Consider the following 24765-nt stretch of genomic DNA (forward strand, 5'->3'; position numbering starts at 1 on the left):
TATCCTTAGATGGCCTCTTTTTTTATGCATTTTTTAAATTGTTAAACAATTCGATCATTCGTATATTGAGCAAGGGATGGACGAAGTACGGCGCAATTTCAGCCATTGATTCCATTACAAAAGTCCGTTCCTGAATCCGGGGATGGGGGAGAATCACATGGGGATCATCACTGATCAGATTATCGTAAAATAAAATATCCAGATCAATAGTCCGGGGGCCCCAGTGGATCGTACGTTCCCGTTTAAGTTCCAGCTCGATCTCAAGCAGCCGGTTCATCAGGACAGGAGGCGGCAGGGTGGTTCTAATTTTCAACACACAGTTGAGAAAAGCATCCTGGTCGGTGAAGCCCCAGGGCTCGGTTTCGATAATTGTGGATTGGATCAGTCCTTCAATGCCAGGGGTACTTTTTATGGCAGTAATGGCTTCGGTTAGATTTAGATTGCGGTCGCCCATATTGGTGCCCAGTCCGATAAAGGCCTGGTGCCAACCGCGGTTTATTTCAATGGCGACGGTATCCATCGATTTAAGGATCGGGGCCCAAGGCTTTTTAATGGTAAGGCTGACATGTTTAACCATCGGGTAGTGTTTTAAAACATAGGTCGCCAGCATTTCGCCAGCGGTTTCAATCAGGTCGTAGCTTTCTTTTTTAAATTCGATCTCCAGGGCATGACAGAGTTCGCCATAATGAACGGATTTTGTCAAATCGCCGGTAAGGGCTGCTTCCTGCATATCCAGAGATAGAGTCACAGAAATCAGAAATTTCTGGCCCAGGGTTTTTTCTTCGGGGAAAACCCCGTGATAGGCAAAGACCTCAAAGTCTTTTATATAGAGTTTGTCCATGGTGCTCCTTTCAGAATACTGGCGGTCATTTGTGCCGCCCGTTTATTTTCCAGGACATCATGAACCCGAATAATCGAGGCGCCTTTCATAATCCCGATAACCGTGGTGGCCACAGTGCCCTCCACCCGTTCGGTTACCGGCAGATCCAGGGTCAGGCCGATAAAGCCTTTTCGGGAGGTACCCAAAAGAACCGGGTAGCCGAGAGTTTGCAGGTCTTCCAGATGGTGCATTGTTTCCATATTCTGGGCGTAATCCTTGGCAAAGCCAATGCCGGGGTCAAGGATGATGGCATCCCTGGAAATACCGGCGCTTAAGGCGATATTAATGGATTCCTGAAGATCGCTATTAATATCGGTCATCAGGTTGTGATAATTCTGATTAGTGCGGTTATGCATCAGGACGCAGGGAACCTGGTATTGGGCGGTAATGTCGGCCAGGGTCGGATCATATTTAAAGCCCCAGATATCATTGACCATGTCGGCACCAGCCGCTAAGGCCGCTGCCCCAACAGGCCCCTTGTAGGTATCAATGGAAATGGGAATGTCAAAGCGCTGGTTGATTGCTTCGATCATTGGAACGACGCGCTCGATTTCTTCGGCATCACTGATTTTAGTATGACCGGGACGGGTCGATTCGCCGCCAAGATCAATAATATCAGCACCATCGAGGATCATTTTTTCTACCTGCCTCAGGCTGGCATCCAGGTTATTGAATTTGCCGCCGTCAGAAAATGAATCGGGGGTAACGTTTAAGATCCCCATAATGAGGACCTGATTGCTTAAGTCAAAATTTTTATTGCCAATTCGCATGAATACTCCTTTAATAAACAATGGTCAGGTTTTTCTTTTCACGTGACCAATCACATTCGGTTTCAACCGGGCAGCAAAAACAGGCCCGGGATAATTTGTCGCTTTGATAAACTAGTTTACTGAATCCCTGGGCTTTTGGATTACGATGATTAAGGATTGCCTCGAGGATTAGATTATTCTGATCGTCAGTATAATCAAGGGTTTTCAGCAGGGGAATTGCCAACTGGTGAGAGGCGATTTCATGGGGTGTTTTGTCCTGATATTGAACAAAACGACCAATGTCGTGGAGCAATGCGGTGGTATAAATCAGATCCCGGGAGAAGTTTAGTCCGGCTTCCATGGTTTTGATACTGGCAATGCGGGCGACTGATAAAAAATGGTCGATGTCATGACGACAAAACGGTCGATTGACCTCACAGGTTTCTATTTTTTTTAGATAATTCTGATAATCATTCATGTGAAAAAGGGTGTTGGTATTTTTTAACTGATCCATTAACCACGTCCTATTTGATGCTTAAAAGTTTATGGACTTCGTCTTTGAGCTCCTTGTTATGCTCAAATATACCGGCTTGCATCGCAGTAACGGTACGGGTGCCGGGACGTTTGACGCCGCGCATATTCATGCAGAGATGTTCGGCTTCAACGATAACCATGACGCCGCGGGCTTGCAGGTATTCCATAACGGCTTCACCAATTTCGGTGGTTAATACTTCCTGAAGCTGTGGTTTTTTGGCATAAACATCAACTGTTCGAACCAGTTTAGACAGTCCGGCAACCCGACCATTGGGAATATAGGCAATGTGAACCTTACCGTAAAAGGGTAACAGGTGATGCTCGCACATCGAATAAAAGGGAATGTCCCGTTCAATGACAATATCATCTGATTTTACGGCAAAGGTTTTGGCCAGGTGAACTTCGGCAGTATGGCCCAGACCTGAAAAAATTTCTGCATACATCCGGGCAACCCGGGCAGGGGTTTCAACCAGGCCTTCCCGGGTGGGGTCTTCGCCGATGGCTTCTAAAATCATTGTGACAGCTTCTTGGATTTTCTTTTGATCAATCATTTTTCTCCTATCGCCGAATCAACTTCAATTTGATCCGGAATGGTTTTTACTAAAACCAAATAAAAAAAGCATTACTTAAATAAAACAAAATGTTTTAAGCAATGCTTCCGCAACCCTTAATTGGTTGTTAAGGGGTCCAGCGGAAGCAACAAGATATCGCAATGAGTTCATTTCGTTTAAAGGCAACTTCCCATCCTCTAACACTTTACGCATCTTGTCTACTCTGTTATATTTAATTGGGTGTATTTTAACATGGGACGGGGCAGGTTACAAGGGTAATATAACGTATTCTTAAACGTTCTAAGTATCGATTGGCTGGAAATTTGCGGATAAAAAAATCAAAAAAAAGTTGGTGAAATCAACAAAAAAAGTAAAGAGAAAAAATTTAACCATTTTTTTAACAAAGTCGCTCAGTTGATGTAATCGATTGGCAATATTTTTACTTGTCGGTCACTGAAAGATGAAATATATTTGCGAAAGTTGATAACAGAAAGCGGTGATAATTAAGAATTACATCGTTTACTTAAGCCGGATATGGTAAAATAACTCTGCCAAATAATCAGAAAATTGAAATATAGTTAGAAATGAGTGGAACGATGACCGAATCAGATATACTAACAGCCAACGTGCCAAGTGGCGATCAAGTTATCAAAAAAACGTTATACATGCGGGGGATTCCCAAATGGGAATTTGACCGTTATCTGAGAAAGAAAGCCGAAACAATTGGGGAAGATTGCTATGCCGGTGCGGGCTGGCAGGTAACCTTGTCGCCAGAGCGACAGGAAAGTATTGGGGTCTGTTCACTGGTGGCAGTGGATGTTACCCTGGTGGTGGAAAAGGATCAGTTTGACGACTTTTTGCGCAGCTTTCGAAAGAACTTTCTTCGAGGCGGAGGTTGACCATGGAAGAGAAGAATCACAAGAAGAGTTTCTATTCCCTGGATAACGCGGGTGTCCTCTACACGGCCATTGCCTCATCACGGATCACCACCGTATACCGGATGACCGTGGAGTTATCAGAAGAAATCCAACCAGTGACGTTACAAAATGCACTGGAACAGATTATTCACCGGTTTCCCTATTTTCAGGTGACGTTAAAACGTGGTTTTTTCTGGTATTACTATGAACACACCGAGGCGATACCAAAGGTAGAGGAAGAAACCTATTATCCCTGTAAAACAATGCGACAGCGGCAGGGCAAGACCTTTCCCTTTCGGGTGCTCTATTATAAAAAATACCTCCATGTCGAATTTAATCACAGCATTTGTGATGGTAGCGGTGGATTGGCTTTTCTGCAAACGCTGATCATCGAGTATTTTAAGTTGCTAAAGGAGATTGTCCCAAAAGATCTGGGTAAAGCCATGGATATCCACTCGGACGTGGATCCGGGAGAGTTTGAAGACTCCTTTAAGGTCTATTATGAAGAAAACGTACCGCCTCCCCCCGGCAGTAAAAAGGTCTTTCATTTTCCCTTTGAACTGCTGGATAAGGGGGAGTATTTGTTGTTGACGGGCTTTGTGCCGGTGGCACCTTTATTGGCCCTGGCTAAGCGGCATGGCTGTACCCTGACCCAGTTCATTTTGGCTCTTTACTTTGAAAGTATCCAGGAGTATATTATGGAGCTGCCAATCAGTGAGAAAAAAAAGCGGCGCCAACGGATTGCCATCAATGTACCGGTCGATTTGCGAAAGATGTTTCCTTCGATTACACTGCGAAATTTCTTTATCAGTCTTAATCCGGAGATTGATCTGGCCCTGGGCTATTATACCCGGGCGGAGATTATTGAGCAGATCAAAGGCTATATGGGTTTATATATGAATCGGAAGCATATTAACCGCTATATTTCCCGTAATGTACGCAATGAACAACTGATCTTTCTTCGGATCATTCCCCTGTGGGTAAAAAAGCTGCTGATGCCTCTTGTCTATAAACGTTATGGCGAGCGGGGCTATACCAGTGGTTTATCCAATTTGGGGGTGGTCACGGTTCCGGAAGAGCTGCGTCCTTATGTGAAGAGTTTTGAAGTGTTCCCATCCCCCAGCGCTGAAAGTCGCTTAAAGATGGTAACGGTCAGTTATGAGAACCGGCTGGCCCTGTGTTTTGGCAAAACCACTGGAGAAACGGTCATTGAAAAGATCTTTTTTGGAAAAATCAGACAGCTGGGGATTCCGGTAAAAATAGAAACGAATAAGAGGTGAGAAAATGGCTTATTGTCCAAAATGTGGTGTTGAGGTTGAAGCTGATGTAAAAAACTGTCCGCTCTGCGACTTCCCCATCCCGGACGTCAATGAAGAGAACTATCCTCAGGACAGTAAATATCCTCAGGCGATCAATACCTATGAAGAAGATCATCTGGGAAAAAAGAATCAGGCGTTTTTTTCGATTACGATTATTGCGGCCAGCATTATGGTGATTATTGGCGTCATCTATCTGGTTTATCCCTGGAATCATGTTTTGCTGAAATATATCGCCCTGGCGGATCTCAGCATTTTTGCCATTGTCTTTTTTGCCATGGGTTACCTCAAACCGAACTATAATTTTCTGGGAGCCTATATTACCGTGGTGATTACCTGCCTGTTTGTTTATATGATTGGTGGAAGCCAAACCAACTGGTTTTTAAGTTATGCCTTTCCGATTGCCACCCTGCTTTATCTGGATGTCAGCCTGTTTCGCTTTATTCTGAAACACACCCGGCATAAAAGTCAGTTCATTTTTATTCCCACCAACCTGATTCTTTTTGTGATTGTACTGGCAATCGGCATTGATGGAATTGTCAGCTTAAATGTACTGGGGGAAGTCCAATTAACCTGGTCATTGATTGTAGCGGTCTCGGGCCTTTGCATCATTGGCCTGCTCCAGACGATTTATCATCGGATTCCGGAAAAAACCCGGAGAATGCTAAAAAAGAAAATGCATGTATGATCGGTAACGGATCAGTCAATTGATGTGATTAATGTTGACTTTAATAAGTGAAAATAAAGAGTTTCCCAAAAGAAGGCTGGAAAAGATAGCATCGCTATTTTATCCAGTCTTCTTCTTTTTTTTGACTAAATAAGACATACATGAGTAAAATATCGTTATATAAATTGTAAAAAAATCATAAAATTTTAAATAATCGAACTAAATCTTTAAAATACTTAATAAGTCTTAATGAACAGATATTATTCAGCGAATGCTTACTTATAAGATAGTTCTTGAAGTGGATTAAAGACACTCCAAATACGAATATAAGGGTAACATTAATATCTCAAAGACACGCTTAAAATATATTGGATTTAACCCTAGAGAAATAGTATGAAAAATTCCATTTATCAGTCAAAAAATTCTCGTTTCAATTGAGCGGTTTCGTGTTAAATTGAGGAACCATCTTAAATGATTTGGGTAATTATCACGTACAAAGGAGGTCATTGAAATGGCAGTGCAAATTACGACAGCAGAAGCCGTAAAAAAAATTGTTGATCAATCTTCTGTTATGATCGGAGGATTTTTAGGGGCTGCTGTTCCACTAAAAATGATCGATGAAATAGCAGCAGCTGGCGTTAAGGACCTGACCGTCATCAGTATTGGCGCAGGGTATCGGGGTGGCGGTGTGGATGTCGGCAAATTGGTTGTGAATCATCAGATTATCAAATACGTGACATCACATGTGGGCACTGATCCCAATTTGATCAAACAGATTGTGGGGGAAGAAGTCGAGCTGGAGTTAAGCCCGATGGGCACTTTTGTGGAACGGGTTCGGGCTGGTGGTGCCGGATTGGGTGCTGTTGTCACACCGGTGGGGATGGGAACAGAGGTTGAAGCGATGGCACAAAAAATTACCGTCGATGGAAAACCTTACCTGTTATTTAAGCCGATCCGGGCTGATGTGGCGATAATTAAAGCCTATCGGGCTGACCCTTTGGGAAATTTGCAATATCAGGGAATGAGTAATACGAATCCGATTATGGCCACGGCTGCCGACATTGTCATTGCTGAGGTGGATGAGATTGTCGAGATTGGCGAGATTGCCTGTGAACAAATTGGGACACCGGGAATCTTTGTGGATTATATTGTTAAAGGACATCGTTATGAAGCACGTAAGACGATTTATGAAAAAATGTGGATTGCCACAAATAAATTATAGGAGGTTCCAAGATGCCTAGAAATTATATAGCCAGAAGAATCGCTAAAGAATTTAAAGACGGAATGTATGTCAATTTGGGAATCGGCATTCCGACGGAATCGGCCAATTATATTCCGGAAGGAACCCGGGTGTTTCTCCAGACTGAAAATGGCGGCCTGATGTTTGGGCCCAAACCAAAACGGGGCGAAAGCAATCCGGATATTGCCAATGCTGGTGCCGAGCCGATTACCATGCTGCCTGGTGGCGCTGTCTTTGATGTGGCCACCTCGTTTGCGATGATTCGGGGTGGACATATTGATATGACGGTGGTCGGAGCTCTGGAAGTTGATGAAACGGGTAATATCGCCAGCTGGAAAATTCCCGGGAAGCTGTTAACGGGAATGGGTGGCGCCATGGATTTGCTGTATGGTTGCAAGCGCGTGATTGTGGCGATGACCCATACCGACAAGCACGGCAACCCGAAAATCAGGAAAAAATGCACCCTGCCCTTAACCGCCGCTGGGGTGGTGGATATGATCATCACCGATAAGGCAGTGTTTCGGGTAGCGGAAGACGGTTTGTATCTGGAAGAACTGGCACCAGGGGTTACTGCGGCTGAGATTGAGCAACTCACCGAAGGGACAATTTTAAACATCATCGAATGGGAACATATCGAAATTACTTAGAAAGATTGAAGAGGAAAGAATATGAATAACAATAAAAAATGGTTGATCCTGGCTGTCAGCATTGTGATTAACTTGTGCATCGGCTTTGCCTACGCCTGGAGTGTTTTCTCAAAACCGTTACAGGTCGATTTTGGCTGGACGCCCTCCCAGGCATCAATGGCCTTTACCATCAACTTATTTGTCTTGCCGATTGCGATGATTTTTGCCGGGCCGCTGGTAAAACGTTTCGGTGTTCGGGTGGTCGTCTTGTTAGGTGGGGTGCTGTTCGGTTTGGGCCTTTACTTAAGCGGAATGATCACCACCGTTTATCAGATCTATATTACCTATGGCTTAATTGCCGGATCGGGAATTGGACTGATCTACTCCATTACCGTTTCCAATACCGTTAAATGGTTTCCCGAACACAAGGGATTGGCTGGGGGCCTGACAGCTGGCGGTTTTGGTGCCGGTTCGCTGATTTTTGCTCCGGTGGCGGTACAGTTTATTGCTGCCCAAGGCGTATTGGGGGCCTTCCAGACTTTGGGATTGATCTTTGCCGGAGTGATTCTGGTGTTGGGGATCTTTATTGCGGCTCCGCCAGCATCGGCGGTTGATAACAAGGCGACCACTGCGGCAGCAAATCAGAGTAGTGGTGATGTCACCACCCGGGAGATGTTAAAAACTGTTGACTTTTATGTGATTTGGGGATTAATGGTGCTGGGCTGTATCTCGGGATTAATGATTATCAGTCAGGCGTCACCGATTGGTCAGGTGATGGTTGGCTTATCGCCCGAACAGGCGGCTTTTGCGGTTGGTTTTATCGGCTTGGCTAATGCCACCGGACGGGTTGTCTGGGGAACCATTTCGGACAAAATTGGACGCTACAATACCCTGATGTGTATGTTTGCTTTAAGTGGTACCGGTTTGGTGGCCTTGTATTTTACCAAAGACTTACCGCTTTTTATGGTAGGGATCTGTTTGATAGCAGCCAGCTATGGCGGTGTCTTCGGATTATTCCCGTCGATTACCGCTGATAACTTTGGGATCAAAAACTTGAGTATGAACTATGGGGTGGTCATGACCGGCCTATCAATCGGGGCCTTTATTGGACCGCAAATTGCGGCCTACGCTGTAGAAAAAAGCGGTGGCAGTTATAACCTGGCCTTTATCATCACCCTGGGCATTAACATCGCGGCGATTATTCTGGTATTGATTGCTAAACGGATGAATGCCAAACACAAAATGATGCTGGCAACGGAGCACTAAAAATTAAAAGGTAAAAAAACAAGATCTGTCGCACGAGACAGATCTTGTTTTGGTTTAAGTTAAGCGATATTTGCGGTTGAGCATGTCTTCCCGTTCTTTCCAGTCCGACATCAGTGTGCCTAGGGCCCCGTAGAAGGAAAGATTATGATTGGGAAAACGGAAGTGAAGCATCTCGTGGAGAGCAATGTATTCAATACATTCCTTGGGGGTCTTAATCAGCTCCAGATTCAGGATCACCCGCTGACTTTTGGGTGAACAGGCGCCCCAGCGGTTGTCCAGCCGATAGATTTTCAGGTCGGGAAAACGGATTTGATAGGGCGCCGCTTTGATGATGGCAGCGGCCATGGCCTCGACAAAAATTTCCCGGGCCTGCTCCCGGTACCACATATCCAGAACAAATTCTTTATGGGAAAGGGACGAAACATCCTGGACATTAAGAACCATGTTATAGTTGTTGATCACCACTCCGGTGGTGGGGGATTCTTCAATCATCAGGCGATAATAATCACCCAGAAATTTATGTTTTTCACCAGTTTTGTACTGATAGTTTTTTAATAATTCAGGGACGGTATCAAGATTGCCAAACATAGGGGTACCTCCATCTTCTGGTTGAACAATTCATTTTGACAATTATATCCAAGAAGAAGCCAAACCTGAATAGAAATAGTTGTCACCATAGGGAAAGAATTGGTGATTAACTTGCAAATTTTTAAGATGCCGTTTATGAACTGTACTTTCACTGGAAAAATGTTATAATGAGATATTATCGTTCCCAAACATGTTGAAAATAATCAGAAGTGTTTTTAAATGAAAGGAGAATCTTATGGAGACAAGATTAAGTGTAACATTGATTCAACACACCCCGGATCCTGAGAAATTAGTGGCGGCAGCGGCCAAACTATGTTATTCCAAAGCCGGTGCCGGTGAGATCATGGATGACTTGACCGATGATAATGTGGAGCGCTTCTTAACCCGTTTGATGGACATGGGCCACGCATCGCCCATCGAACATGCCAGCTTTACCTTTGCCATTGAAGGGGTTAGCCGGGCCTTAACCCATCAGCTGGTGCGCCATCGGATGGCCAGCTTCAGTCAGAAATCGCAACGCTATGTAGCTGAAGGTCAGTTTAGTTATGTGATTCCTCCGGAAATTAAAGCTCTGCCGGATGGCGAAAAGATCTTTGTGGAAGGAATGGAAAATGCTCAGAAGACCTACGACTCACTGGCCCAAAGACTTATTGAAAAATACACAATAGAGTTGATGGCAGCAGGGCTTTCAGAAAAACAGGCTGCGATGGCGGCCGAAAAACAGGGAATCGAAGATGCCCGATTTGTTTTGCCCAATGCCTGTGAAACGAAAATTGTGACCACCATGAATACCCGGGAACTGCTGCATTTCTTTAATCAGCGTTGTTGCAATCGGGCCCAATGGGAAATTCGGGAACTGGCTACCCAAATGCTTAAAGAATGTAAAAAAGTGGCCCCCTTACTCTTTAAAAATGGCGGACCCCGCTGTGTCGAAGGCCCCTGCCCAGAAGGCAGTATGACGTGTGGCCAAATCGTTGAGGTCAGAGAAAAATTCAAACACATTTAGGACATCGATATACGTCTTGTCCAATAAAAATAAACTAAAAATTGAAAAGGTCGTGAAAAGGTATGTTGGAAATTAAAAATCCTGAAAAACAGAATATTATTATTGCTTTAATCGTCGCTGTTTTAGGGATCGCTATTATTTTTGTTCCATTTGTGATAAAAGCGGTGGTAAGCTATCAGTTTTACTTTACCTATGTAGGTGTGGTGATTATTGTTTTTTCGCTGGGTTATGCCATCTTTTTCTACCGCCGCTATCGCCAGTTTGAAACGTTTATGGCAAAAAAAGACGAAGCGCTGGTCTGGGAATACGATGAAGCTCAATATGAGGGATTTATCGGCGAGTTAAACCAGATTCAGAAAAATTCTGAAAAGAAAAAGATCTGGGTTTTATTGGGAATCGAACTGGTTATCTCGGTTTTACTGGTAATCATGCTGTCTGAAGGATCAAAGTGGCTGGGATTTGTTTTTTTTGGATTCTTTGCTACCATGTCAGTATTGTTCACCATTGTCTTTCCGCAGAGCTTTAAATATAGGGCCCTGGTTAAACCCTATGTCACGATTATCCACGAAGACAGCGCTTATATTATGGGACGGTTTCATAAATGGACGAAAGCGCAGGCCAAGCTGAAGAATTATGACAACGGTGAAAAAATGTACAAGGTCCTGGCGATTAATTATGAAGCCTTAACCCGAAACGGCAAGCTGTTTCAGGAATGGACTGCCGTTATCCCAAATCCTGATGACAGCAGGATGATTGCAGATGCAAAAACTTGGGTTGGCAGAATCAATAAATTCACGCGACTCCATGAAAAGCAAATGAGTGAACGCAAATCAGGATCAGAAAAATTGTTTGAAAAAATGCTTGGTAAAGGCAAAAATGACAACAAAAAATTAGAAAAGGCAACAGATTCAAAAGCCCGCAAATAAAAAAAGCCCGACGGGCTTTTTGAGGTGCTTGCTAAACTCCCGTACCGACCAATTGTTAATCTGTTGTACGCTGCGGAATCGGACAGGCGATGCCGTGTCCGCTCCGATGCGTACAACATGATGTAACAATTGTCGGTACTCGGTTATCTTTTTTGACAAACTGAAAAAGCCCATCGGGCTTTTTTTTATGGATTCTATTCAGGATAAATCATATTTTCTGGTTGGATTTTTTCAAGAATTTCAGTAAGAAACTTCCGGGCTTCATAGCGGGCCATGGGGAGGTTCATATCCAGATAGTTGCCACAGTCCCGGGGTGAGGCACCGGGAATCTCATCCTGGTAATCCGCCATAAAGGTAAAGAGTTTGATGATCAAGGGCATGATATCAGCTGGGCTTCGTTCGCCTTTCATCAGCAGGTAAAAGCCGGTGCGGCAGCCCATTGGTCCAAAATAGACAATTTCGTCACTGAGTACCGGGTCGTTGCGCAGAAAGGTTGCACCCAGGTGCTCCATAGCATGGAGTTCGCCGTTGTTAATTACTGGTTCGCGGTTGGGTTCTTTCATCCGGATATCAAAGGTGGTGATGCAGTGGTCGCCGCAATAATCTTTTCGGGAGATATAGACTCCTCGTAGTAAATCCAGGTGGTTGATGGTGAAGCTGGCAATTTTTTTCATTGTTATTTTTCCTTTCTGGTAAGATAATGGTTAATAGCCTCCAGATAATGAAGGAGAATATTATGGTAGGGATAAATCCGCAGATTCTGGTCGAAGTCCCCGTAGGGAATGGATTTGCGACCGCTATGCTGGGCATGATCCCAATAGGTTTTTAGAATATCAAAGGGCAGCAGGAAGGTTTCGTCGCAGAATTTAAAATGGACAATCAGGAAGGACAACCCCTCCTGTTTCTCGAAGGCTTCCATAAATTCCATCTGATGCTGATGGATATTGGCAATCGGTAAGCGCTTCTGGCTGGTTTCCTTAGCATCAAAGCAGACCGGAATTCCCTGGATGTTGCCCAGATAGTCGACGGTACTTTTCTCTTCAAAATAGGCCAGTTTAATGGTTCCTTTAGTAGGATCTAACTCTACTGGTTTGATGGAAGTGGGAATTTTTTGAACGACCGCCAGCCCCTGCTCCAGATAGATTTTATTGGTGATATTTAAGTTTTCCTCAAGCTGACTGCCACGCAGCCCCCGGCTGTTCCAGTAACCCATGTTTATTGCTCCGATAGAAAGGGGTCTTTAAAGCCAAAGCGTTTTAAGGCTTTTTCAAAAACCGGTGGAAGCGGGGCGGTAAAGGTTTTATTCATGTCAGGCAGGGTATACCGGGCGCTGTGGAGCAATTGGCTTTTCAGACCGGATTCTTCATATAACCGGCTGTTAACCAGGCGACTCCCATATTTGGGATCGCCGACTATCGGCAAACCCATGGCTGAAAGTTGAACCCGAATCTGGTGGGAACGGCCAGTTTTTAAAATGATTTTTAACAAGGCATAGTCACCGTGACTAGCCAGAGTTTCGTAGTTCAGGATGGCCTTTTTATCGGTTGGAGCGGTTTGCTGTGGCGAGAAGGTAACAGAGTTTTTATCACCATCTTTTTTTAAATAGCCAATAATTTCATCGGTAGCCTTGGGTTTTCCGGTTACGATGGTGAAGTAGATCTTTTCGGTGCGATCTTCCCGGATGGCACAATTGACCGCTTGAAGGGTTTTATAATTCTTGGGAACCAGGATGATTCCGGTCGTATTTTTATCCAATCGATTGGCACAGGCGGGGGTGAAGGTTAAATTGGTTTTAGGGTCATAATCACCTTTTTTTATCAGATAGCTAACGGCATGGTCAATCAGTGATGGTTCCTCAGATTTATCTGGCTGAGTAAGCAGTTCAACGGGTTTATTAAGTACCAGCAGATCAGAGTTTTCAAAAATAATATCGAGTTGAGGGCTGTTTTTATCTAATTTTTTTGGTGGTGTAGCAGCCCGGAAATTGGCAATGGTTTCTTCTGCGAAGTAAATCGAAACCACATCGCCAGCGGTAATGGTTGTGGATGGCTCCGATTTTTGACCATTTAGTTTGATCCGCTTTTTTCGCAGCATCTTCTGGAGAAATCCGGTGGAGGCTTGGGGCATCAGTTTTTTTAGAAAGCGATCCAGTCGCTGGTTGCTTTCGTTTTCAGTAATAACAATTGTTTTCATCGATAATCCTTAAATAGTATTTTGTGTCATTATACCATGGATGTGGCGTGAATAAATTAAGTTTCGGTTGTCGAGGTGGAAAAGTTAATTAGGCGGGCGTTTTTTTTACAAGAAATAAAAAGAGCATCTGTCCAAGTAATCAAAGTTAGCTTGCGAGATGCTCAAAAAACGGAGAAACAAGTTAAGGATAAAATAAATTATCGTTTGTGGCTGCAGTCCAGGACATTTTTTATTTTATGGGCAACCATGGCTTTGATGGCCGATCGACCCGGTCCCAAATATTGACGGGGATCGAACCAACCGGGATTTTCAACAAAAACCTGGCGGATCGAGGCGGTCATGGCCAGACGCAGATCGGTATCGATATTGATTTTACAAACGCCAGATTTCGCAGCTTTTCGCAACATATCTTCGGGAACACCCTGAGCGCCAGGAATTTGTCCACCGTATTGATTGCAAAGATTGACGAATTCTTTGGGAACCGAAGATGCCCCATGGAGTACCAAAGGAAAGCCGGGGAGCATGTCGGAAATTTTGTAAAGCCGTTCAAAATCCAGTCGGGGTTCGCCTTTAAATTTGAAAGCACCATGGCTGGTGCCAATTGTTATGGCTAACGAATCGCAGCCGGTTCGTTCTACAAACTCGACCGCTTCATCGGGATCAGTATAGGTTGCATTGCGGGTATCGACGTTGACATCATCTTCAACACCAGCCAGTTTTCCCAGCTCGGCTTCAACGACAACACCATGATCATGAGCGTACTCAACCACTTGCCTGGTTAAGGCAATATTTTCAGTGAAGGAGTGTTTTGAACCATCAATCATAACCGAGGTAAAACCGCCATCGACACAGGCTTTGCAAATCTCAAAATCATCGCCGTGATCTAAATGGAGGCAGATATCCAAACCAGTGACTTCGACGGCTGCTTCGACCAATTTTTTAAGATAGACCGGATGGGCATATTTTCTGGCCCCTGCCGATACTTGTAAGATAAGAGGCGCTTGTTCTTCAGCAGCTGCTTCTACGATTCCCTGAATTATTTCCATATTATTAACATTAAAAGCCCCAACGGCATAGCCACCGTCATAAGCTTTTTTGAACATTTCAGTTGATGTTACTAGTCCCATTTTGAAAACCTCCTAAGTGTTATCCTATTTTGCTTGTTGTTTTATATGACATTTATATTTAGCGACAGTAGTATCAGTATACTATCTTTTGTGATAATACTCAAGCAATCAGAACAAATTTGATCGGTATTTACATTTTTATCTATATGGAAATAAAGAAAAAATCAAAGCATTGCTTTGACAAAAGAAATAATAAGAAGAAGGATGTATTCGCTGAAAGTAAAAGTAAAAGAGGCAACAGATTGTGCTGCCTCTTTTCTTATTTTGTAACTAACGTTGTTTAATGAAGCTGGGAAGGACTTTTAATAAACCAACGAGCATGATTGTGTATAAGGGAATCAGGAAAATGTTGGTAATGATTCGGGCAGGTAGCAATACAGCAACCGCCTGTCCATATAGAATGCTCAAAAACCAGGTGTTTAACAATATTGATGTGACCAATTGTGAAACACTGACAATAAACAGAATATGATCACTACGAAATTCACTATCAAGATTTGATTTCTTTACAACAATAATGGGGAAGACCGCAAACGCGATCATTAAAGCAATAAAGAGTACAAAGACAATTGTACTGATCGGTTCGCCAGCATAATAAATGGTACCATTGTCGAAACCAAAGGTGCCGGAAACAGCCAGAATAATTGTGGCCAGAACGATAAAAACCAGGTTGAACCATTCCAGATATTTTACTTCTTTTTTTCGCAACATCATAAAGAGTAAACCCGGAATCAAACCAGTCAACCCGCTGGCTAAGGTAAATCCGATAAAGAAAGGGCCGCCCGGCTTAATAATAAAGCAGAGGATATCGGAAATAAAACCTACGGCGAAACCTGCTAGCGGTCCAAACAGAATACCACTTAGCATAATTGGCAAAGCAGTGATGTTTAACCGTAATGAAGGAAAGCCACCAAGAGGGATGTACACCTCAAACAGAATCTTCAGCACGATGCTGATGGCAATGAGTAGCCCACAGTTCACCATGACCCGGGTTCGGGTGGAACTACTAATAAAAGCATTACTTTTCATAAAACCTCCTTGAGTTTAAAGTAATGCTTCCGCAACCTACAATCTGCATTGTAACAGCGGAAGCGACAAGATACCGCAATGGTCACATTTCGTTTAAAGGCAACTTCCCATCCTTTAACACTTTACGCATCTTGTCTACTCTGGTATTTAATTGTTATCATTTTAACATGTAGTTAAAGGTTTACACAAGGATAAATAATTATCGTTATTTTTTAATCAAAGTGGTAATTATTGTGATTTTGGGTATATAATAGTATCAGTCAAAGAAAAACTGAAAGAAAAAAAGTAAATGGAGGGTAATAAATGAAAAAGCTATGGAAATGTGGTGTCTGCGGTTATAAGATGGAAGGCATTGAAGCTCCGGAAAATTGTCCTAAATGTGGAGCTCCCCGGGAGCAATTTGCAGCTTTAAGTGACGAAGAGGCTAAAAAAGTATATGACTCCTATGTTACCAACGATATTCATATGGAAGTGATTGGACTGGCTGAAAAAATCGTTCATTTGTCAAGAAAGGGTGCAGAAATCAATCTGGATCCAGGATGTCTGCATATTTTTCAGAAAGCCGAAGCCGATTGTTACGTCATCAAGGAAATGTGCAAAGCAGAAATAGCTGGTCATATCTCAAAAGGTAAATGGTAAAAAAACATTGAAATGGAGCCAGGGTTTGTGTTATGATAGATCAGTAAGTTTTTACTGCTGGCGTGGCACAGATGGTAGCGCAACTGATTCGTAATCAGTAGGTCGGGGGTTCGATTCCCCCCGCTAGCTCCAGTAAAAAATAATATTTAGTTAAAAGAATGGCTTTAATTAGCGATTCTTTTTTTTATATTTGTTTTTTGTCTCCACCAAAAGTATGACCGACTGTGAAAAATAAAAGTGGTCTTTTTAACTTGAAAGAATAAATGTTACGTTGTATAATTGAGTTAATATATCCGCTTGCGAATTTAAAAGAGGTGATATTAACGATGAACTGTGAAAAATACAAAAAAGTATTTGATGAAAATAATGGTATTGTAAAGCTATCCGATTTCACTGATGCGGGATATCACAATACTGTCATTGATCGATTGATCAGAGAAGGAAAAGTAATCAAACTACGTCCTGGTTTTTATGAATGGCAATATGAGGACGTCATATCCGAAGCTGTCATTATCAATAAACTATATCCTGATGCTATTGTCTGTATGGATTCCGCACTATACTATTATGATTATACAGAGAGAACGCCAGGTGCCTGGCATTTGGCAGTGAATAAAAACAGTTCAAAATCGAGATTTAAAATCGATTATCCGAAACTAAAGGTCTATTACGTGGTTGAAAAGTATTTGAAAATCGGGATAGCTGAAGTGGATTTTGAAGGTCAGGTGATTAGAATCTATAATCGGGAAAAAACAATTTGCGACATTATTCGATATGAGAAAAAAATGGATAAAGAAGTATTTAATAAGGCGATTCGAAGCTATGCAACAGACTCAAATAAGAATGTGGGCAGGCTAATGGAATACGCAAAACTGATGAATGTTGAGAAAAAAACGAAGATGATCATGGGGATGTGGATGTGATGATAAATGTGCAGGAAATGCTTTAAAAATTTAAAGAGAAATCCAGAAAAGAGGGGATCTCTTATCAGTTCATGCTCCAGTTGGTCTGCCTAGAGGAGTTCTTGAGGTGATTGGTAAATTCAAGGGGGGATTTGTTAGTATTAACCGATATAAAAATTACTTTAAATGTAGAAAGTATAAAAAGACAAAAAAATGCTGATTGGCATTTGTCTTTATCGTTCGTATAATATATAATATAAACGAACGATAAAGACAAAGAGGTGCTCAAATGACCGATAGAGAAATGATTCTGGACGCTCTAAAAAAGAATAACGGTGTTATCGAGACGAAACAATTTGCAGTGCAGGGGATTGATAATAAGGTCTTCCGCCGATTAGAGCTGGAAGGAAAAATTGAGCGAATCAGCAAAGGAATTTATATTGATGCAGAACAAATGTTGGATGAGTATTTAATCATGCAGTATCGCTGTAAAAAAGGGATCTTTTCTCATGAAACGGCTTTATTCCTACATGATTTATGCGATCGTTCGCCGCTGAAACTGATGATGACCATTCCCACTGGTTATAATACCCGGTTGTTGAAAATGGACGATCACTATCAATTTTTTTATATGAAAAAAGAATTTCATGGTATTGGTAAAATGAATGTGCAGTCGCCATACGGTCATACGATTGCCGTTTATGATAAAGAGCGAACCATCTGCGATTGCCTGAAAAAAAAGGATAAACTGGATAACGATATTGTTTTAACGGCGGTTCGGCAGTACATGCGTGATCCGGACAGAGATTTTATTAAACTTCAGTCATATGCCGATATCTTTAAGATTTCAGCCCAGGTACATCAATACATGGAGGTGTTAGCATGACCATCAATAGTCCCAGACAACTGAAAGACTGGATTAACAACCGAGCCAAGAGAGAAGGTGTGATTGCGAATACCTTGCTTCAGAGTTTCATGATGGAGCGTCTGCTGGAAAGAATTGCAGCATCAAGCTATCGGGATAACTTTATTTTAAAAGGCGGGTTTTTAATTGCCGCAATGATCGGTATTGACATGAGAAGCACGATGGACATGGATACCACAATCAAAGGTATTTCCAGCGATCAACAGGAAATTCAAAAAAATACTATCAGAAATCAAAGCAATCGATCTTGAGGATCATGTTAATTTTAATATCAAAGGGATAAAAAGCATTCACGATGTTTGAGAATATGATGATTACCGAGTCAGTCTTGAAGCAAACTTCTTTACAATTAGAGTCAATTTAAAAATTGATATCACCACAGGAGACATGATCATTCCACGTGAAGTGGATTATGCCTACAAATTAATGTTCGAAGAACGTGAAATCAGCATTAAAGCCTATAATCTAAACACCATCCTAGCGGAAAAGATTGAATCAATATATTGGTAAGAAACATCTCCAATACCAGAGCTAGAGACTATTACGACCTTTATATTCTCACTAAGCTCAACAACTCAGTGTTGGATCGGGATGAACTGAAAGTTGCAATCATGAAAAAAGCTGAAGAACGAGACAGCACCAAGTATTTAGATGATTACGTTGTTTATCTGGATAGTATTTCTGAAAGTCAGGAACTCCAAAAAATCTGGAATGACTGCAGCAAGAAATATTCATATGCAGAAAATATCGAATTTGAACAGATCATTAAAACGATTCGCGATTTACTGGCATCATTCACTATCTGAAAGAAATGGGCGGATGTTTCAGATGAATCTGTTTCGGCGGGAGAAAATGACTGCTCAATATAACTACGACCCGAGAGGTCGGGGGTTTGATTCTCCCCCCGCTAGCTCCAGTAAAAATTGCATGGGAGAGTCGTTTTGGCTCTCTTTTTTTGTGTAAAGAGTGAAATGCGTAAGAAAACCTATGAGTTGGGGAATGTTTGAGAAACTTGAAACACTCCCCCCATCTATTCTCCAAGTAAAAAATCTACGATATTGATCTGTTTGATACCATCTTCACCCATCGGGAGCTCATCCATTGATATTATAAATTTGGGATAGTGATCGGCCACTTTTTTTAGTGGAGCTATTTCACGCTCGAAGGTGGCAGGGTCGAGAATAGTTGCTGAAACCTGATAGTAAACCTTATCGCTGCCGAGCATCGCAATAAAATCAATTTCTTTATCATCGACTTTGCCGATATCGACCGTATAGCCACGTCTCAGAAGTTCCAAATACACAATGTTTTCAAGAATATGGCCAATGTCAGCATTTTTATCCCCGAGCAGCATGCGGCGCAGTCCAAGATCCACTAGATAATATTTTTCAAGAGATTTTAGATGTTGTTTACCCTTGACATCATACCGGTTAGCCTTATATAGAATAAAGGCACTCGTTAGGGCTTCAATATAGTTTTCAACGGTTACTGAAGTCGTTTTTCGTCCGTAAGAAGTCAGGCTGTCGGCAATTTTCTTCGAAGACACAATATTGCCAATATTGTCAAAAAGGAATTTAATCACACTTTCAAGTAGGGGAACATCGTTTATTCGTTTTCTAGCAACAACATCCTTGAGTAAAACGGTGTTATAGATTCCCATCAGATAATCCCTGCGAATGTCCTCATCCTCAATAACCGCCACATAGGGGAAACCGCCGTATTTGAAATAGCTGTTCCAGGCGTCCCGCTGATCGCCGCTAACCAATTCATAATATTCCGCAAAAGAAAGGGGCAGCATACTGATTTCGATATATCTGCCAGAAAGCAGCGTGGCCAATTCGCCGGAAAGCATCTGAGCGTTCGAACCTGTGATATAAACATCCACATCGTCTTTGATAAACAAACTATCAACGGCTTTCTGAAACTGAGGTACATTCTGTATTTCATCTAAAAATACATAGGTCATTTTGTCAGGAATAAGTTGCTTTGTGACATAGTCATGGAGCTTCCGATAGTCAAGTAAATGCTCATTGGCTACATCCTCAAAGTTGATCGAAATAATTTGATTGTCCTCAATGCCACATTCTTTCAAATAAGCTCTGAACATTAAAAGCAAGGTAGATTTTCCGCAGCGGCGAATACCCGTAATAACCTTGATGATTTTTTTGTCTTTCATTCTTTTCAACTTTTCCATATATTGTTTTCTTTGTACCATGACGAACACCTCCTATTAATTATACCATAACATGAAAAAACAATGAAGTAAATAAGTTTTCATCTTTCAATATAAAAAATATTAAAAAATTGGATGTTTTGCTATGAAAAATGATGAATTCGCTTTGTTAAATTAAATAAAAACTCGGACGCCGTAAACTTAGGGCTTCAACTTCATAACTATTTGCGTTTGGCATCAATTGTTTTTTCTAAATGTATTACTAATAAGACCGCTCGTAGAATAAAAAAGTCTTGTTTAGCAGAGATGTCAAAGTGCTATTGATAGAAAAAATTAGAAAAATGTTTTTAGAACCAGTGATTTATGCAATACTGGTAGAAGAGCCATTTAGAAAACATTGGAGTAGCAAAATGGAAGTGTGGAATCGGTTTTATAACTGTTTCTAACGATGCTTTGTCTAAATGAATTACAGGTATTTTCTGGCGTAAATTTGGCCTCCGTTTCTAAAAAAATAGTCTGGCCGCCCAATCATTGATACTCGGATGGTGCGGCCAGTTAGCATTTACGAATTGATATTAAAATCAGATTGAATATACAGTAATTTCTTCCGATGGGCGAGGATCAGATAGGCCAAACCGGCAGAAATAATCAAGGCGATGCCAATCAGAAAAATACTCCGAAATCCGGTATGTTCGGCCACGATTCCCCAGAAGGTGGCCCCGGCGGCCCAACCAATGTCCGTAAAGTTGAAATAGATTGAATTGGCAGTGCCGACACGATCCGATTCCAGTGAATTAATTATCTGGGTTTGAAAAAGTGGTGTGATCGAACCGTAACCAATCCCGATAATGGCTCCAGCGATGAGGATGATGACAGTGGTATGAGCCCAGCTTAATAAAAGCATGCCAAAAGCAAAGAGGATAAGGCAGGGATAAATAATAACACTGATTCCAAATTTATCCGACCAGCGTCCGGCGAAGGGGCGAAAAACCAGCATCGCCACGGCGTAAACAAGGAAAAAATAGCTGCCGGTCTCCGGCAAGCCGAGATTATTTGCATATAATGCCAGATAAGATGAAATGCCTGAATAGGCACAGGCCAGGATAAAGATGGTCACAGCGTATGGCGCGGCGTTTTTATCAAAGAGATCTTTGAGTGAAAGGGTACTAGTTGGCGGCGACAATTTTTGTTTCGTGATGAATTGTTGTGAGATTTTAATCCGCAATGAAAATACAATAACCGCTCCGGCAATCAGCATACAGAGGATAAAAGCCAGTTGAAATGCATCGGCATTCGCAAGCGTCAACCCGAGATAAGGCCCGAATACCATGGCCAGACACATGGCCAGGGAGAAATAACTTAAACCTTCGCCCCGATGCGAGGCCGGAATGTTTTCGGCACAGATTGTCCCATTTACCGTTGTCAGAATACCAAAGACGAGGCCGTGAATAATTCGCAAAGTCAGCAATACGGTGAGATTGGTATCTAAAGGATACAGACAGGTGCAAATAAAAAACGCAATTGAGGCCAAAACCAGGATTTTTTTCTGTGAAAAGTTGCGCACCCATAATCCGGCAAAAGGGCGAATGAGAATGGCGGCTACTAAAAACAGGGCAATCACCAGTCCGATTTTATCAATACCGATATTAAGTCGAGCGGTTAGATAAAGCGGTAGACCGGCAAGTAACACATAAAATACTAAAAAAGTCAGAAAACTGATAATTGTGATCATAACAAAATCGTTTGTCCATAATTTATCGCTCTTCAAACGATCAACTCCTTTTATAATTATTTAGTTGTTGCAACAACTATAGTTTAGCACAATAAACCATTCATAACTAATTGCGTTTTGCATTAATTTGATGCATAATTGTAATAACACTGATTTCAAGGAGATGTAAACGATGGAGTATCATCAATTAAAATATTTTCAGAAGCTTGCAGATATTGGCAATTATACAAAAGCAGCCGATGAATTGAATCTTTCCCAATCGGCATTGAGTCGTTCAATTCTGAGACTGGAAGAGGAGATTGGGGTGCCACTATTTCTGCGAAAAAGCCGGGGTGTGGTATTAAATCGTTATGGAAGAATTTTTTTAAAATCAGTGAATCAAGCAATTATGGGAATTGATGAAGCAAAAAGGGAAATTACCAATCTGGTTGATCCCACCCAAGGTTCCATCAGCCTGGGATTTATTCAGCCTCTCGGTTCAAGTTATATTCCAGACTTGATCAGCGCATTTCAGAAAGAGAATCCGGGAATAAAATTTCAACTCAATCAAGACAACACCAGGAATATTCTAGCTGGGATTGAATCAGGAGAAATAGATGTCGGCTTTTGTTCGCCGCCAGAAGAACGAGAAGGGCTCACGACCTTGCACATCATGGATCAGGAATTGTTTCTGGTTGTCCCCAAAAGTCACCCGTTATCGGATCGAACCCAGATTGATTTGCATGAGCTAGCCGGAGATTCCTTTATCCTCTTTAAACCGGAGTCGTCGCTGCACGATGTGATCGCCAAACTTTTTCAGGATGCCGGCTTTCGCCCGATGATGTCTTTTGAAGTCTATGACGAACGGACGGTAGCTGGATTGGTGGGGGCGAATTTAGGGGTTGCTCTGATTCCCTTTTTCCCTGGTCTGGACAAGAAAAAAATATCCCAAATTCCGGTGGGTAAACCCAATTGTTCAGTCAGCAATCAAATGGTATATCAAACCGACGGATACATATCTCCGGTGTTTGCCCAGTTTAAGTCGTTCGTGGAAAGCACGCTGAATCAGGAACATGAGTGATTTCTAAATATTGATATCCTAAGAAGCCGATTGTCATTGTTAAAGCCCTGCTTGTTGTTGGCTACTCATCAAGATGAGGTTCTTTTAAAAATCGTATGAGAGAGCCGTTGGGGTTCTCTTTTTTATCTGAAGGCGGGGAGAAAGCGAAAAACCCACGATCTGGGGGATTATTTAGTGCTATATCGGGTGAAAATTATTGACACTACGATCTTTTTGCTTACCTGGGTAGTGTCCTTACATGATCTACTAACCGAATTTTTGCACAATCATATGTATTAGGATTGTTTTGACAATCCAAACATGTTATGGTTATAACTGAGAATTAAAAACATCCAGAACAAGCAAAAAACAGCCTAAGAATTAAAATTGACAGGAGAAAACAATGAAACGACTTATTTCCCAACTCATTCTTTTTCGGGATAATGATGGAGACAATTTACTGAATCAGATAGGACAATTGTATTCGAGCTTTAATAGCGGGAATGAATCCACAGATTGTCTGATCGAACAAAGTTATCGTTGGATAAAAAAGCTATTGGTAATAGCGACGGACTATGGTTTTGATCAAAATCTCTGGCATGCATATTTGACCTTTGAGATGATTACAAACGAAAATCCGTTCACGCTGACTTGTGAAAAGATGGGAAAGAAAGCGGGCAGTGTGAATGTTTTTGCCAGAAATGATTGTACAATCTTTAAAGAATTGTTTGATTTTGATTTTTCCCCACTGGAAGCGGCATTGGGTATTGATTGCTTTAGTCGCATTTCGAATTACCAGGCGATCCGAAAACCAGAATTTATGTACAACCAGAATGTCAGTCAAAAAGTTGGGGAATTATGCCAAACTCTGGAACAGGCAAAAAACGGTGACGATTTCTTTGAAGCGCTAACCTGTTTTTATGCCAGCTATGGTGTTGGAATGTTTGGCTTGAATAAGGCGTTCCGGGTTTCAGCCGGTGAATCGGATAAAACGTTGTTCTTTCAGCCTATTAACAATATGGATAAGGTGATGCTGACGGATCTGGTAGGCTATGAATTACAGAAACAGAAATTGCTTGATAATACCCGGGCCTTTGTTCAGGGAAAAAAGGCCAACAACGTCTTGCTGTTTGGGGATAGTGGAACCGGAAAATCGACAAGTATTAAAGCAATCATCAACGAGTTTTATGATCAGGGATTACGGATGATTGAAATCTACAAGCATCAGTTTCGGGATTTATCAGCGGTAATTGCCAAAATAAAAAATCGGAATTACCGTTTCATCATATACATGGATGATCTGTCTTTTGAAGAATTCGAAATCGAATATAAATTTCTGAAGGCTGTCATTGAAGGCGGCGTTGAAACGAAGCCAGATAATATTTTAATTTATGCGACTTCGAATCGACGTCATTTGATCAGGGAAACCTGGAATGATCGGGATGATATGCAGAAAAATGGTGAGATTCACCGTTCAGATACAATGCAGGAAAAAATGTCACTGGTAAATCGCTTTGGAGTAACAATATTTTTTGAGCGACCCAGTCAGAAGCAATTTTTTACAATTGTTGAAGAACTTGCCCGGAAAGAAGGGTTGAATTTACCGGAAGAAGAACTGCGAATGGCCGCAAATCAGTGGGAAATGATGCATGGTGGTATTTCAGGTCGAACGGCGCAACAATTTATTAATCACTTATTGACTGTTGATTAAATTAAATAACTCAACTTTCCCAGCTTAAT

General features: G+C 41.9%; 28 protein-coding genes, 1 tRNA gene and 2 riboswitches. Of the genes, 17 read left to right on the forward strand and 12 right to left on the reverse strand.

The features are described 5' to 3' along the window. Positions 1-22: 22 nt before the first annotated feature. The 4 genes from folK to folE are packed head-to-tail and all read right to left on the reverse strand — an operon-like array spanning position 23 to position 2711. Positions 23-841: a 2-amino-4-hydroxy-6-hydroxymethyldihydropteridine diphosphokinase gene (folK, locus tag B3F51_RS09910; protein WP_286946839.1), complete on the reverse strand. Its 819-nt coding sequence runs from the start codon at positions 839-841 to the stop codon at positions 23-25. Further along, positions 823-1650, reverse strand: coding sequence for a dihydropteroate synthase (gene folP / locus B3F51_RS09915; protein WP_070372479.1), 828 nt, complete (start codon positions 1648-1650; stop codon positions 823-825). Before folP ends, folK begins: the two co-directional genes overlap by 19 nt. Before the next feature lie 10 nt (positions 1651-1660). Then, positions 1661-2143 (reverse strand): HD domain-containing protein, encoded by a 483-nt coding sequence (locus tag B3F51_RS09920; protein WP_070372480.1) that lies wholly within the window; start codon positions 2141-2143, stop codon positions 1661-1663. 10 nt (positions 2144-2153) lie between these two features. Beyond that, entirely contained in the window at positions 2154-2711 is a 558-nt protein-coding gene (gene folE / locus B3F51_RS09925) for a GTP cyclohydrolase I FolE (protein WP_175440967.1), read from the reverse strand. A 138-nt stretch (positions 2712-2849) separates the two neighbouring features. Further along, positions 2850-2942: riboswitch (THF riboswitch) on the reverse strand. A 368-nt stretch (positions 2943-3310) separates the two neighbouring features. Here folE and B3F51_RS09930 point away from each other — a divergent pair. The 6 genes from B3F51_RS09930 (at position 3311) to B3F51_RS09955 (ending at position 8746) form a co-directional block, all read left to right on the forward strand. Further along, positions 3311-3613, forward strand: coding sequence for a hypothetical protein (locus B3F51_RS09930; protein WP_263992688.1), 303 nt, complete (start codon positions 3311-3313; stop codon positions 3611-3613). Between the two features lie 2 nt (positions 3614-3615). Further along, on the forward strand, positions 3616-4911 hold the full coding sequence (locus B3F51_RS09935; RefSeq protein WP_286946842.1) for a hypothetical protein: 1296 nt from the start codon (positions 3616-3618) through the stop codon (positions 4909-4911). 4 nt (positions 4912-4915) lie between these two features. Beyond that, the gene (locus B3F51_RS09940) at positions 4916-5635 is read left to right on the forward strand and encodes a hypothetical protein (protein ID WP_286946844.1); all 720 of its coding nucleotides are present in this window, start codon (positions 4916-4918) and stop codon (positions 5633-5635) included. 490 nt (positions 5636-6125) lie between these two features. After that, positions 6126-6836, forward strand: a complete 711-nt coding sequence (locus B3F51_RS09945) for a CoA transferase subunit A (RefSeq protein ID WP_286946846.1) — start codon at positions 6126-6128, stop codon at positions 6834-6836. Positions 6837-6847: 11 nt separating this feature from the next. Next, on the forward strand, positions 6848-7501 hold the full coding sequence (locus B3F51_RS09950; protein ID WP_263992683.1) for a 3-oxoacid CoA-transferase subunit B: 654 nt from the start codon (positions 6848-6850) through the stop codon (positions 7499-7501). A 21-nt stretch (positions 7502-7522) separates the two neighbouring features. Further along, positions 7523-8746 (forward strand): L-lactate MFS transporter, encoded by a 1224-nt coding sequence (locus B3F51_RS09955; RefSeq protein ID WP_286946847.1) that lies wholly within the window; start codon positions 7523-7525, stop codon positions 8744-8746. Positions 8747-8800: 54 nt separating this feature from the next. On the opposite strand, the gene B3F51_RS09960 is transcribed toward B3F51_RS09955, so the two are convergent. Next, positions 8801-9334, reverse strand: coding sequence for a M48 family metallopeptidase (locus B3F51_RS09960; RefSeq protein WP_070372488.1), 534 nt, complete (start codon positions 9332-9334; stop codon positions 8801-8803). A 235-nt stretch (positions 9335-9569) separates the two neighbouring features. On the opposite strand from B3F51_RS09960, the gene thyX reads away from it, so the two are divergent. Then, positions 9570-10340 carry an FAD-dependent thymidylate synthase gene (gene thyX / locus B3F51_RS09965; RefSeq protein WP_228882642.1) on the forward strand — a complete coding sequence of 257 codons (771 nt, stop codon included), beginning with the start codon at positions 9570-9572 and terminating at the stop codon, positions 10338-10340. Positions 10341-10402: 62 nt separating this feature from the next. Continuing rightward, the gene (locus B3F51_RS09970; protein WP_070372490.1) at positions 10403-11266 is read left to right on the forward strand and encodes a hypothetical protein; all 864 of its coding nucleotides are present in this window, start codon (positions 10403-10405) and stop codon (positions 11264-11266) included. Positions 11267-11460: 194 nt separating this feature from the next. Here B3F51_RS09970 and B3F51_RS09975 read toward each other — a convergent pair whose 3' ends face one another. The 5 genes from B3F51_RS09975 to B3F51_RS09995 form a co-directional block, all read right to left on the reverse strand. Then, complete coding sequence (locus tag B3F51_RS09975) at positions 11461-11940, reverse strand: S-ribosylhomocysteine lyase (protein WP_286946850.1); 480 nt, start codon at positions 11938-11940, stop codon at positions 11461-11463. Between the two features lie 2 nt (positions 11941-11942). Next, on the reverse strand, positions 11943-12479 hold the full coding sequence (locus B3F51_RS09980) for a Holliday junction resolvase RecU (protein ID WP_070372492.1): 537 nt from the start codon (positions 12477-12479) through the stop codon (positions 11943-11945). 2 nt (positions 12480-12481) lie between these two features. Then, on the reverse strand, positions 12482-13459 hold the full coding sequence (locus B3F51_RS09985; protein ID WP_286946853.1) for an RluA family pseudouridine synthase: 978 nt from the start codon (positions 13457-13459) through the stop codon (positions 12482-12484). Positions 13460-13656: 197 nt separating this feature from the next. Then, complete coding sequence (gene fba / locus B3F51_RS09990; protein WP_070372494.1) at positions 13657-14586, reverse strand: class II fructose-1,6-bisphosphate aldolase; 930 nt, start codon at positions 14584-14586, stop codon at positions 13657-13659. Between the two features lie 270 nt (positions 14587-14856). Further along, entirely contained in the window at positions 14857-15615 is a 759-nt protein-coding gene (locus B3F51_RS09995) for a folate family ECF transporter S component (protein ID WP_148636713.1), read from the reverse strand. A 52-nt stretch (positions 15616-15667) separates the two neighbouring features. Beyond that, a riboswitch (THF riboswitch) is annotated at positions 15668-15760 on the reverse strand. Between the two features lie 158 nt (positions 15761-15918). Between B3F51_RS09995 and B3F51_RS10000 the strand changes: the two genes are divergently transcribed. The 7 genes from B3F51_RS10000 (at position 15919) to B3F51_RS10025 (ending at position 18887) form a co-directional block, all read left to right on the forward strand. Beyond that, positions 15919-16254, forward strand: a complete 336-nt coding sequence (locus tag B3F51_RS10000) for a rubredoxin-like domain-containing protein (RefSeq protein WP_228882650.1) — start codon at positions 15919-15921, stop codon at positions 16252-16254. Between the two features lie 56 nt (positions 16255-16310). After that, positions 16311-16386: transfer RNA gene (locus B3F51_RS10005), tRNA-Thr, on the forward strand. 194 nt (positions 16387-16580) lie between these two features. Then, a complete protein-coding gene (locus B3F51_RS10010) occupies positions 16581-17177 on the forward strand; it encodes a type IV toxin-antitoxin system AbiEi family antitoxin domain-containing protein (RefSeq protein WP_286946855.1) in 597 nt (198 codons plus the stop codon). A 268-nt stretch (positions 17178-17445) separates the two neighbouring features. Then, positions 17446-18042: a type IV toxin-antitoxin system AbiEi family antitoxin domain-containing protein gene (locus B3F51_RS10015; protein WP_286807463.1), complete on the forward strand. Its 597-nt coding sequence runs from the start codon at positions 17446-17448 to the stop codon at positions 18040-18042. After that, positions 18039-18332: a nucleotidyl transferase AbiEii/AbiGii toxin family protein gene (locus B3F51_RS10020; RefSeq protein WP_286807461.1), complete on the forward strand. Its 294-nt coding sequence runs from the start codon at positions 18039-18041 to the stop codon at positions 18330-18332. Before B3F51_RS10015 ends, B3F51_RS10020 begins: the two co-directional genes overlap by 4 nt. A 115-nt stretch (positions 18333-18447) precedes the next feature. Continuing rightward, a complete protein-coding gene (locus B3F51_RS16265) occupies positions 18448-18591 on the forward strand; it encodes a nucleotidyl transferase AbiEii/AbiGii toxin family protein (protein WP_414632370.1) in 144 nt (47 codons plus the stop codon). Further along, entirely contained in the window at positions 18585-18887 is a 303-nt protein-coding gene (locus B3F51_RS10025) for a nucleotidyl transferase AbiEii/AbiGii toxin family protein (protein ID WP_286807459.1), read from the forward strand. Before B3F51_RS16265 ends, B3F51_RS10025 begins: the two co-directional genes overlap by 7 nt. Positions 18888-19111: 224 nt before the next feature. Here the strand turns inward: B3F51_RS10025 and B3F51_RS10030 are convergent, their stop codons facing one another. After that, on the reverse strand, positions 19112-20296 hold the full coding sequence (locus B3F51_RS10030; RefSeq protein WP_286946858.1) for an ATP-binding protein: 1185 nt from the start codon (positions 20294-20296) through the stop codon (positions 19112-19114). Positions 20297-20816: 520 nt separating this feature from the next. Further along, a complete protein-coding gene (locus B3F51_RS10035) occupies positions 20817-22022 on the reverse strand; it encodes an MFS transporter (protein ID WP_286807455.1) in 1206 nt (401 codons plus the stop codon). A 136-nt stretch (positions 22023-22158) separates the two neighbouring features. On the opposite strand from B3F51_RS10035, the gene B3F51_RS10040 reads away from it, so the two are divergent. Together B3F51_RS10040 and B3F51_RS10045 are read left to right on the forward strand one after the other, a co-directional pair. Beyond that, on the forward strand, positions 22159-23046 hold the full coding sequence (locus B3F51_RS10040) for a LysR family transcriptional regulator (protein ID WP_286807445.1): 888 nt from the start codon (positions 22159-22161) through the stop codon (positions 23044-23046). Between the two features lie 382 nt (positions 23047-23428). Continuing rightward, positions 23429-24736, forward strand: a complete 1308-nt coding sequence (locus B3F51_RS10045) for an ATP-binding protein (RefSeq protein ID WP_148637621.1) — start codon at positions 23429-23431, stop codon at positions 24734-24736. The last annotated feature ends 29 nt before the right edge of the window (positions 24737-24765 follow it).

Source organism: Acetobacterium sp. UBA5834, assembly GCF_002435675.1.
In the GTDB taxonomy this organism is placed as follows: domain Bacteria; phylum Bacillota; class Clostridia; order Eubacteriales; family Eubacteriaceae; genus Acetobacterium; species Acetobacterium wieringae.

Excerpts from the sequence above, each read along its gene's own strand:
- folK (WP_286946839.1), bottom strand. The coding sequence starts at position 841 with ATGGACAAACTCTATATAAAAGACTTTGAGGTCTTTGCCTATCACGGG.
- folP (WP_070372479.1), bottom strand. The coding sequence starts at position 1,650 with ATGCGAATTGGCAATAAAAATTTTGACTTAAGCAATCAGGTCCTCATT.
- B3F51_RS09920 (WP_070372480.1), bottom strand. The coding sequence starts at position 2,143 with ATGGATCAGTTAAAAAATACCAACACCCTTTTTCACATGAATGATTAT.
- B3F51_RS09930 (WP_263992688.1), top strand. The coding sequence starts at position 3,311 with ATGACCGAATCAGATATACTAACAGCCAACGTGCCAAGTGGCGATCAA.
- B3F51_RS09935 (WP_286946842.1), top strand. The coding sequence starts at position 3,616 with ATGGAAGAGAAGAATCACAAGAAGAGTTTCTATTCCCTGGATAACGCG.
- B3F51_RS09940 (WP_286946844.1), top strand. The coding sequence starts at position 4,916 with ATGGCTTATTGTCCAAAATGTGGTGTTGAGGTTGAAGCTGATGTAAAA.
- B3F51_RS09945 (WP_286946846.1), top strand. The coding sequence starts at position 6,126 with ATGGCAGTGCAAATTACGACAGCAGAAGCCGTAAAAAAAATTGTTGAT.
- B3F51_RS09950 (WP_263992683.1), top strand. The coding sequence starts at position 6,848 with ATGCCTAGAAATTATATAGCCAGAAGAATCGCTAAAGAATTTAAAGAC.
- B3F51_RS09955 (WP_286946847.1), top strand. The coding sequence starts at position 7,523 with ATGAATAACAATAAAAAATGGTTGATCCTGGCTGTCAGCATTGTGATT.
- B3F51_RS09960 (WP_070372488.1), bottom strand. The coding sequence starts at position 9,334 with ATGTTTGGCAATCTTGATACCGTCCCTGAATTATTAAAAAACTATCAG.
- thyX (WP_228882642.1), top strand. The coding sequence starts at position 9,570 with ATGGAGACAAGATTAAGTGTAACATTGATTCAACACACCCCGGATCCT.
- B3F51_RS09970 (WP_070372490.1), top strand. The coding sequence starts at position 10,403 with ATGTTGGAAATTAAAAATCCTGAAAAACAGAATATTATTATTGCTTTA.
- B3F51_RS09975 (WP_286946850.1), bottom strand. The coding sequence starts at position 11,940 with ATGAAAAAAATTGCCAGCTTCACCATCAACCACCTGGATTTACTACGA.
- B3F51_RS09980 (WP_070372492.1), bottom strand. The coding sequence starts at position 12,479 with ATGGGTTACTGGAACAGCCGGGGGCTGCGTGGCAGTCAGCTTGAGGAA.
- B3F51_RS09985 (WP_286946853.1), bottom strand. The coding sequence starts at position 13,459 with ATGAAAACAATTGTTATTACTGAAAACGAAAGCAACCAGCGACTGGAT.
- fba (WP_070372494.1), bottom strand. The coding sequence starts at position 14,586 with ATGGGACTAGTAACATCAACTGAAATGTTCAAAAAAGCTTATGACGGT.
- B3F51_RS09995 (WP_148636713.1), bottom strand. The coding sequence starts at position 15,615 with ATGAAAAGTAATGCTTTTATTAGTAGTTCCACCCGAACCCGGGTCATG.
- B3F51_RS10000 (WP_228882650.1), top strand. The coding sequence starts at position 15,919 with ATGAAAAAGCTATGGAAATGTGGTGTCTGCGGTTATAAGATGGAAGGC.
- B3F51_RS10010 (WP_286946855.1), top strand. The coding sequence starts at position 16,581 with ATGAACTGTGAAAAATACAAAAAAGTATTTGATGAAAATAATGGTATT.
- B3F51_RS10015 (WP_286807463.1), top strand. The coding sequence starts at position 17,446 with ATGACCGATAGAGAAATGATTCTGGACGCTCTAAAAAAGAATAACGGT.
- B3F51_RS10020 (WP_286807461.1), top strand. The coding sequence starts at position 18,039 with ATGACCATCAATAGTCCCAGACAACTGAAAGACTGGATTAACAACCGA.
- B3F51_RS10030 (WP_286946858.1), bottom strand. The coding sequence starts at position 20,296 with ATGGTACAAAGAAAACAATATATGGAAAAGTTGAAAAGAATGAAAGAC.
- B3F51_RS10040 (WP_286807445.1), top strand. The coding sequence starts at position 22,159 with ATGGAGTATCATCAATTAAAATATTTTCAGAAGCTTGCAGATATTGGC.
- B3F51_RS10045 (WP_148637621.1), top strand. The coding sequence starts at position 23,429 with ATGAAACGACTTATTTCCCAACTCATTCTTTTTCGGGATAATGATGGA.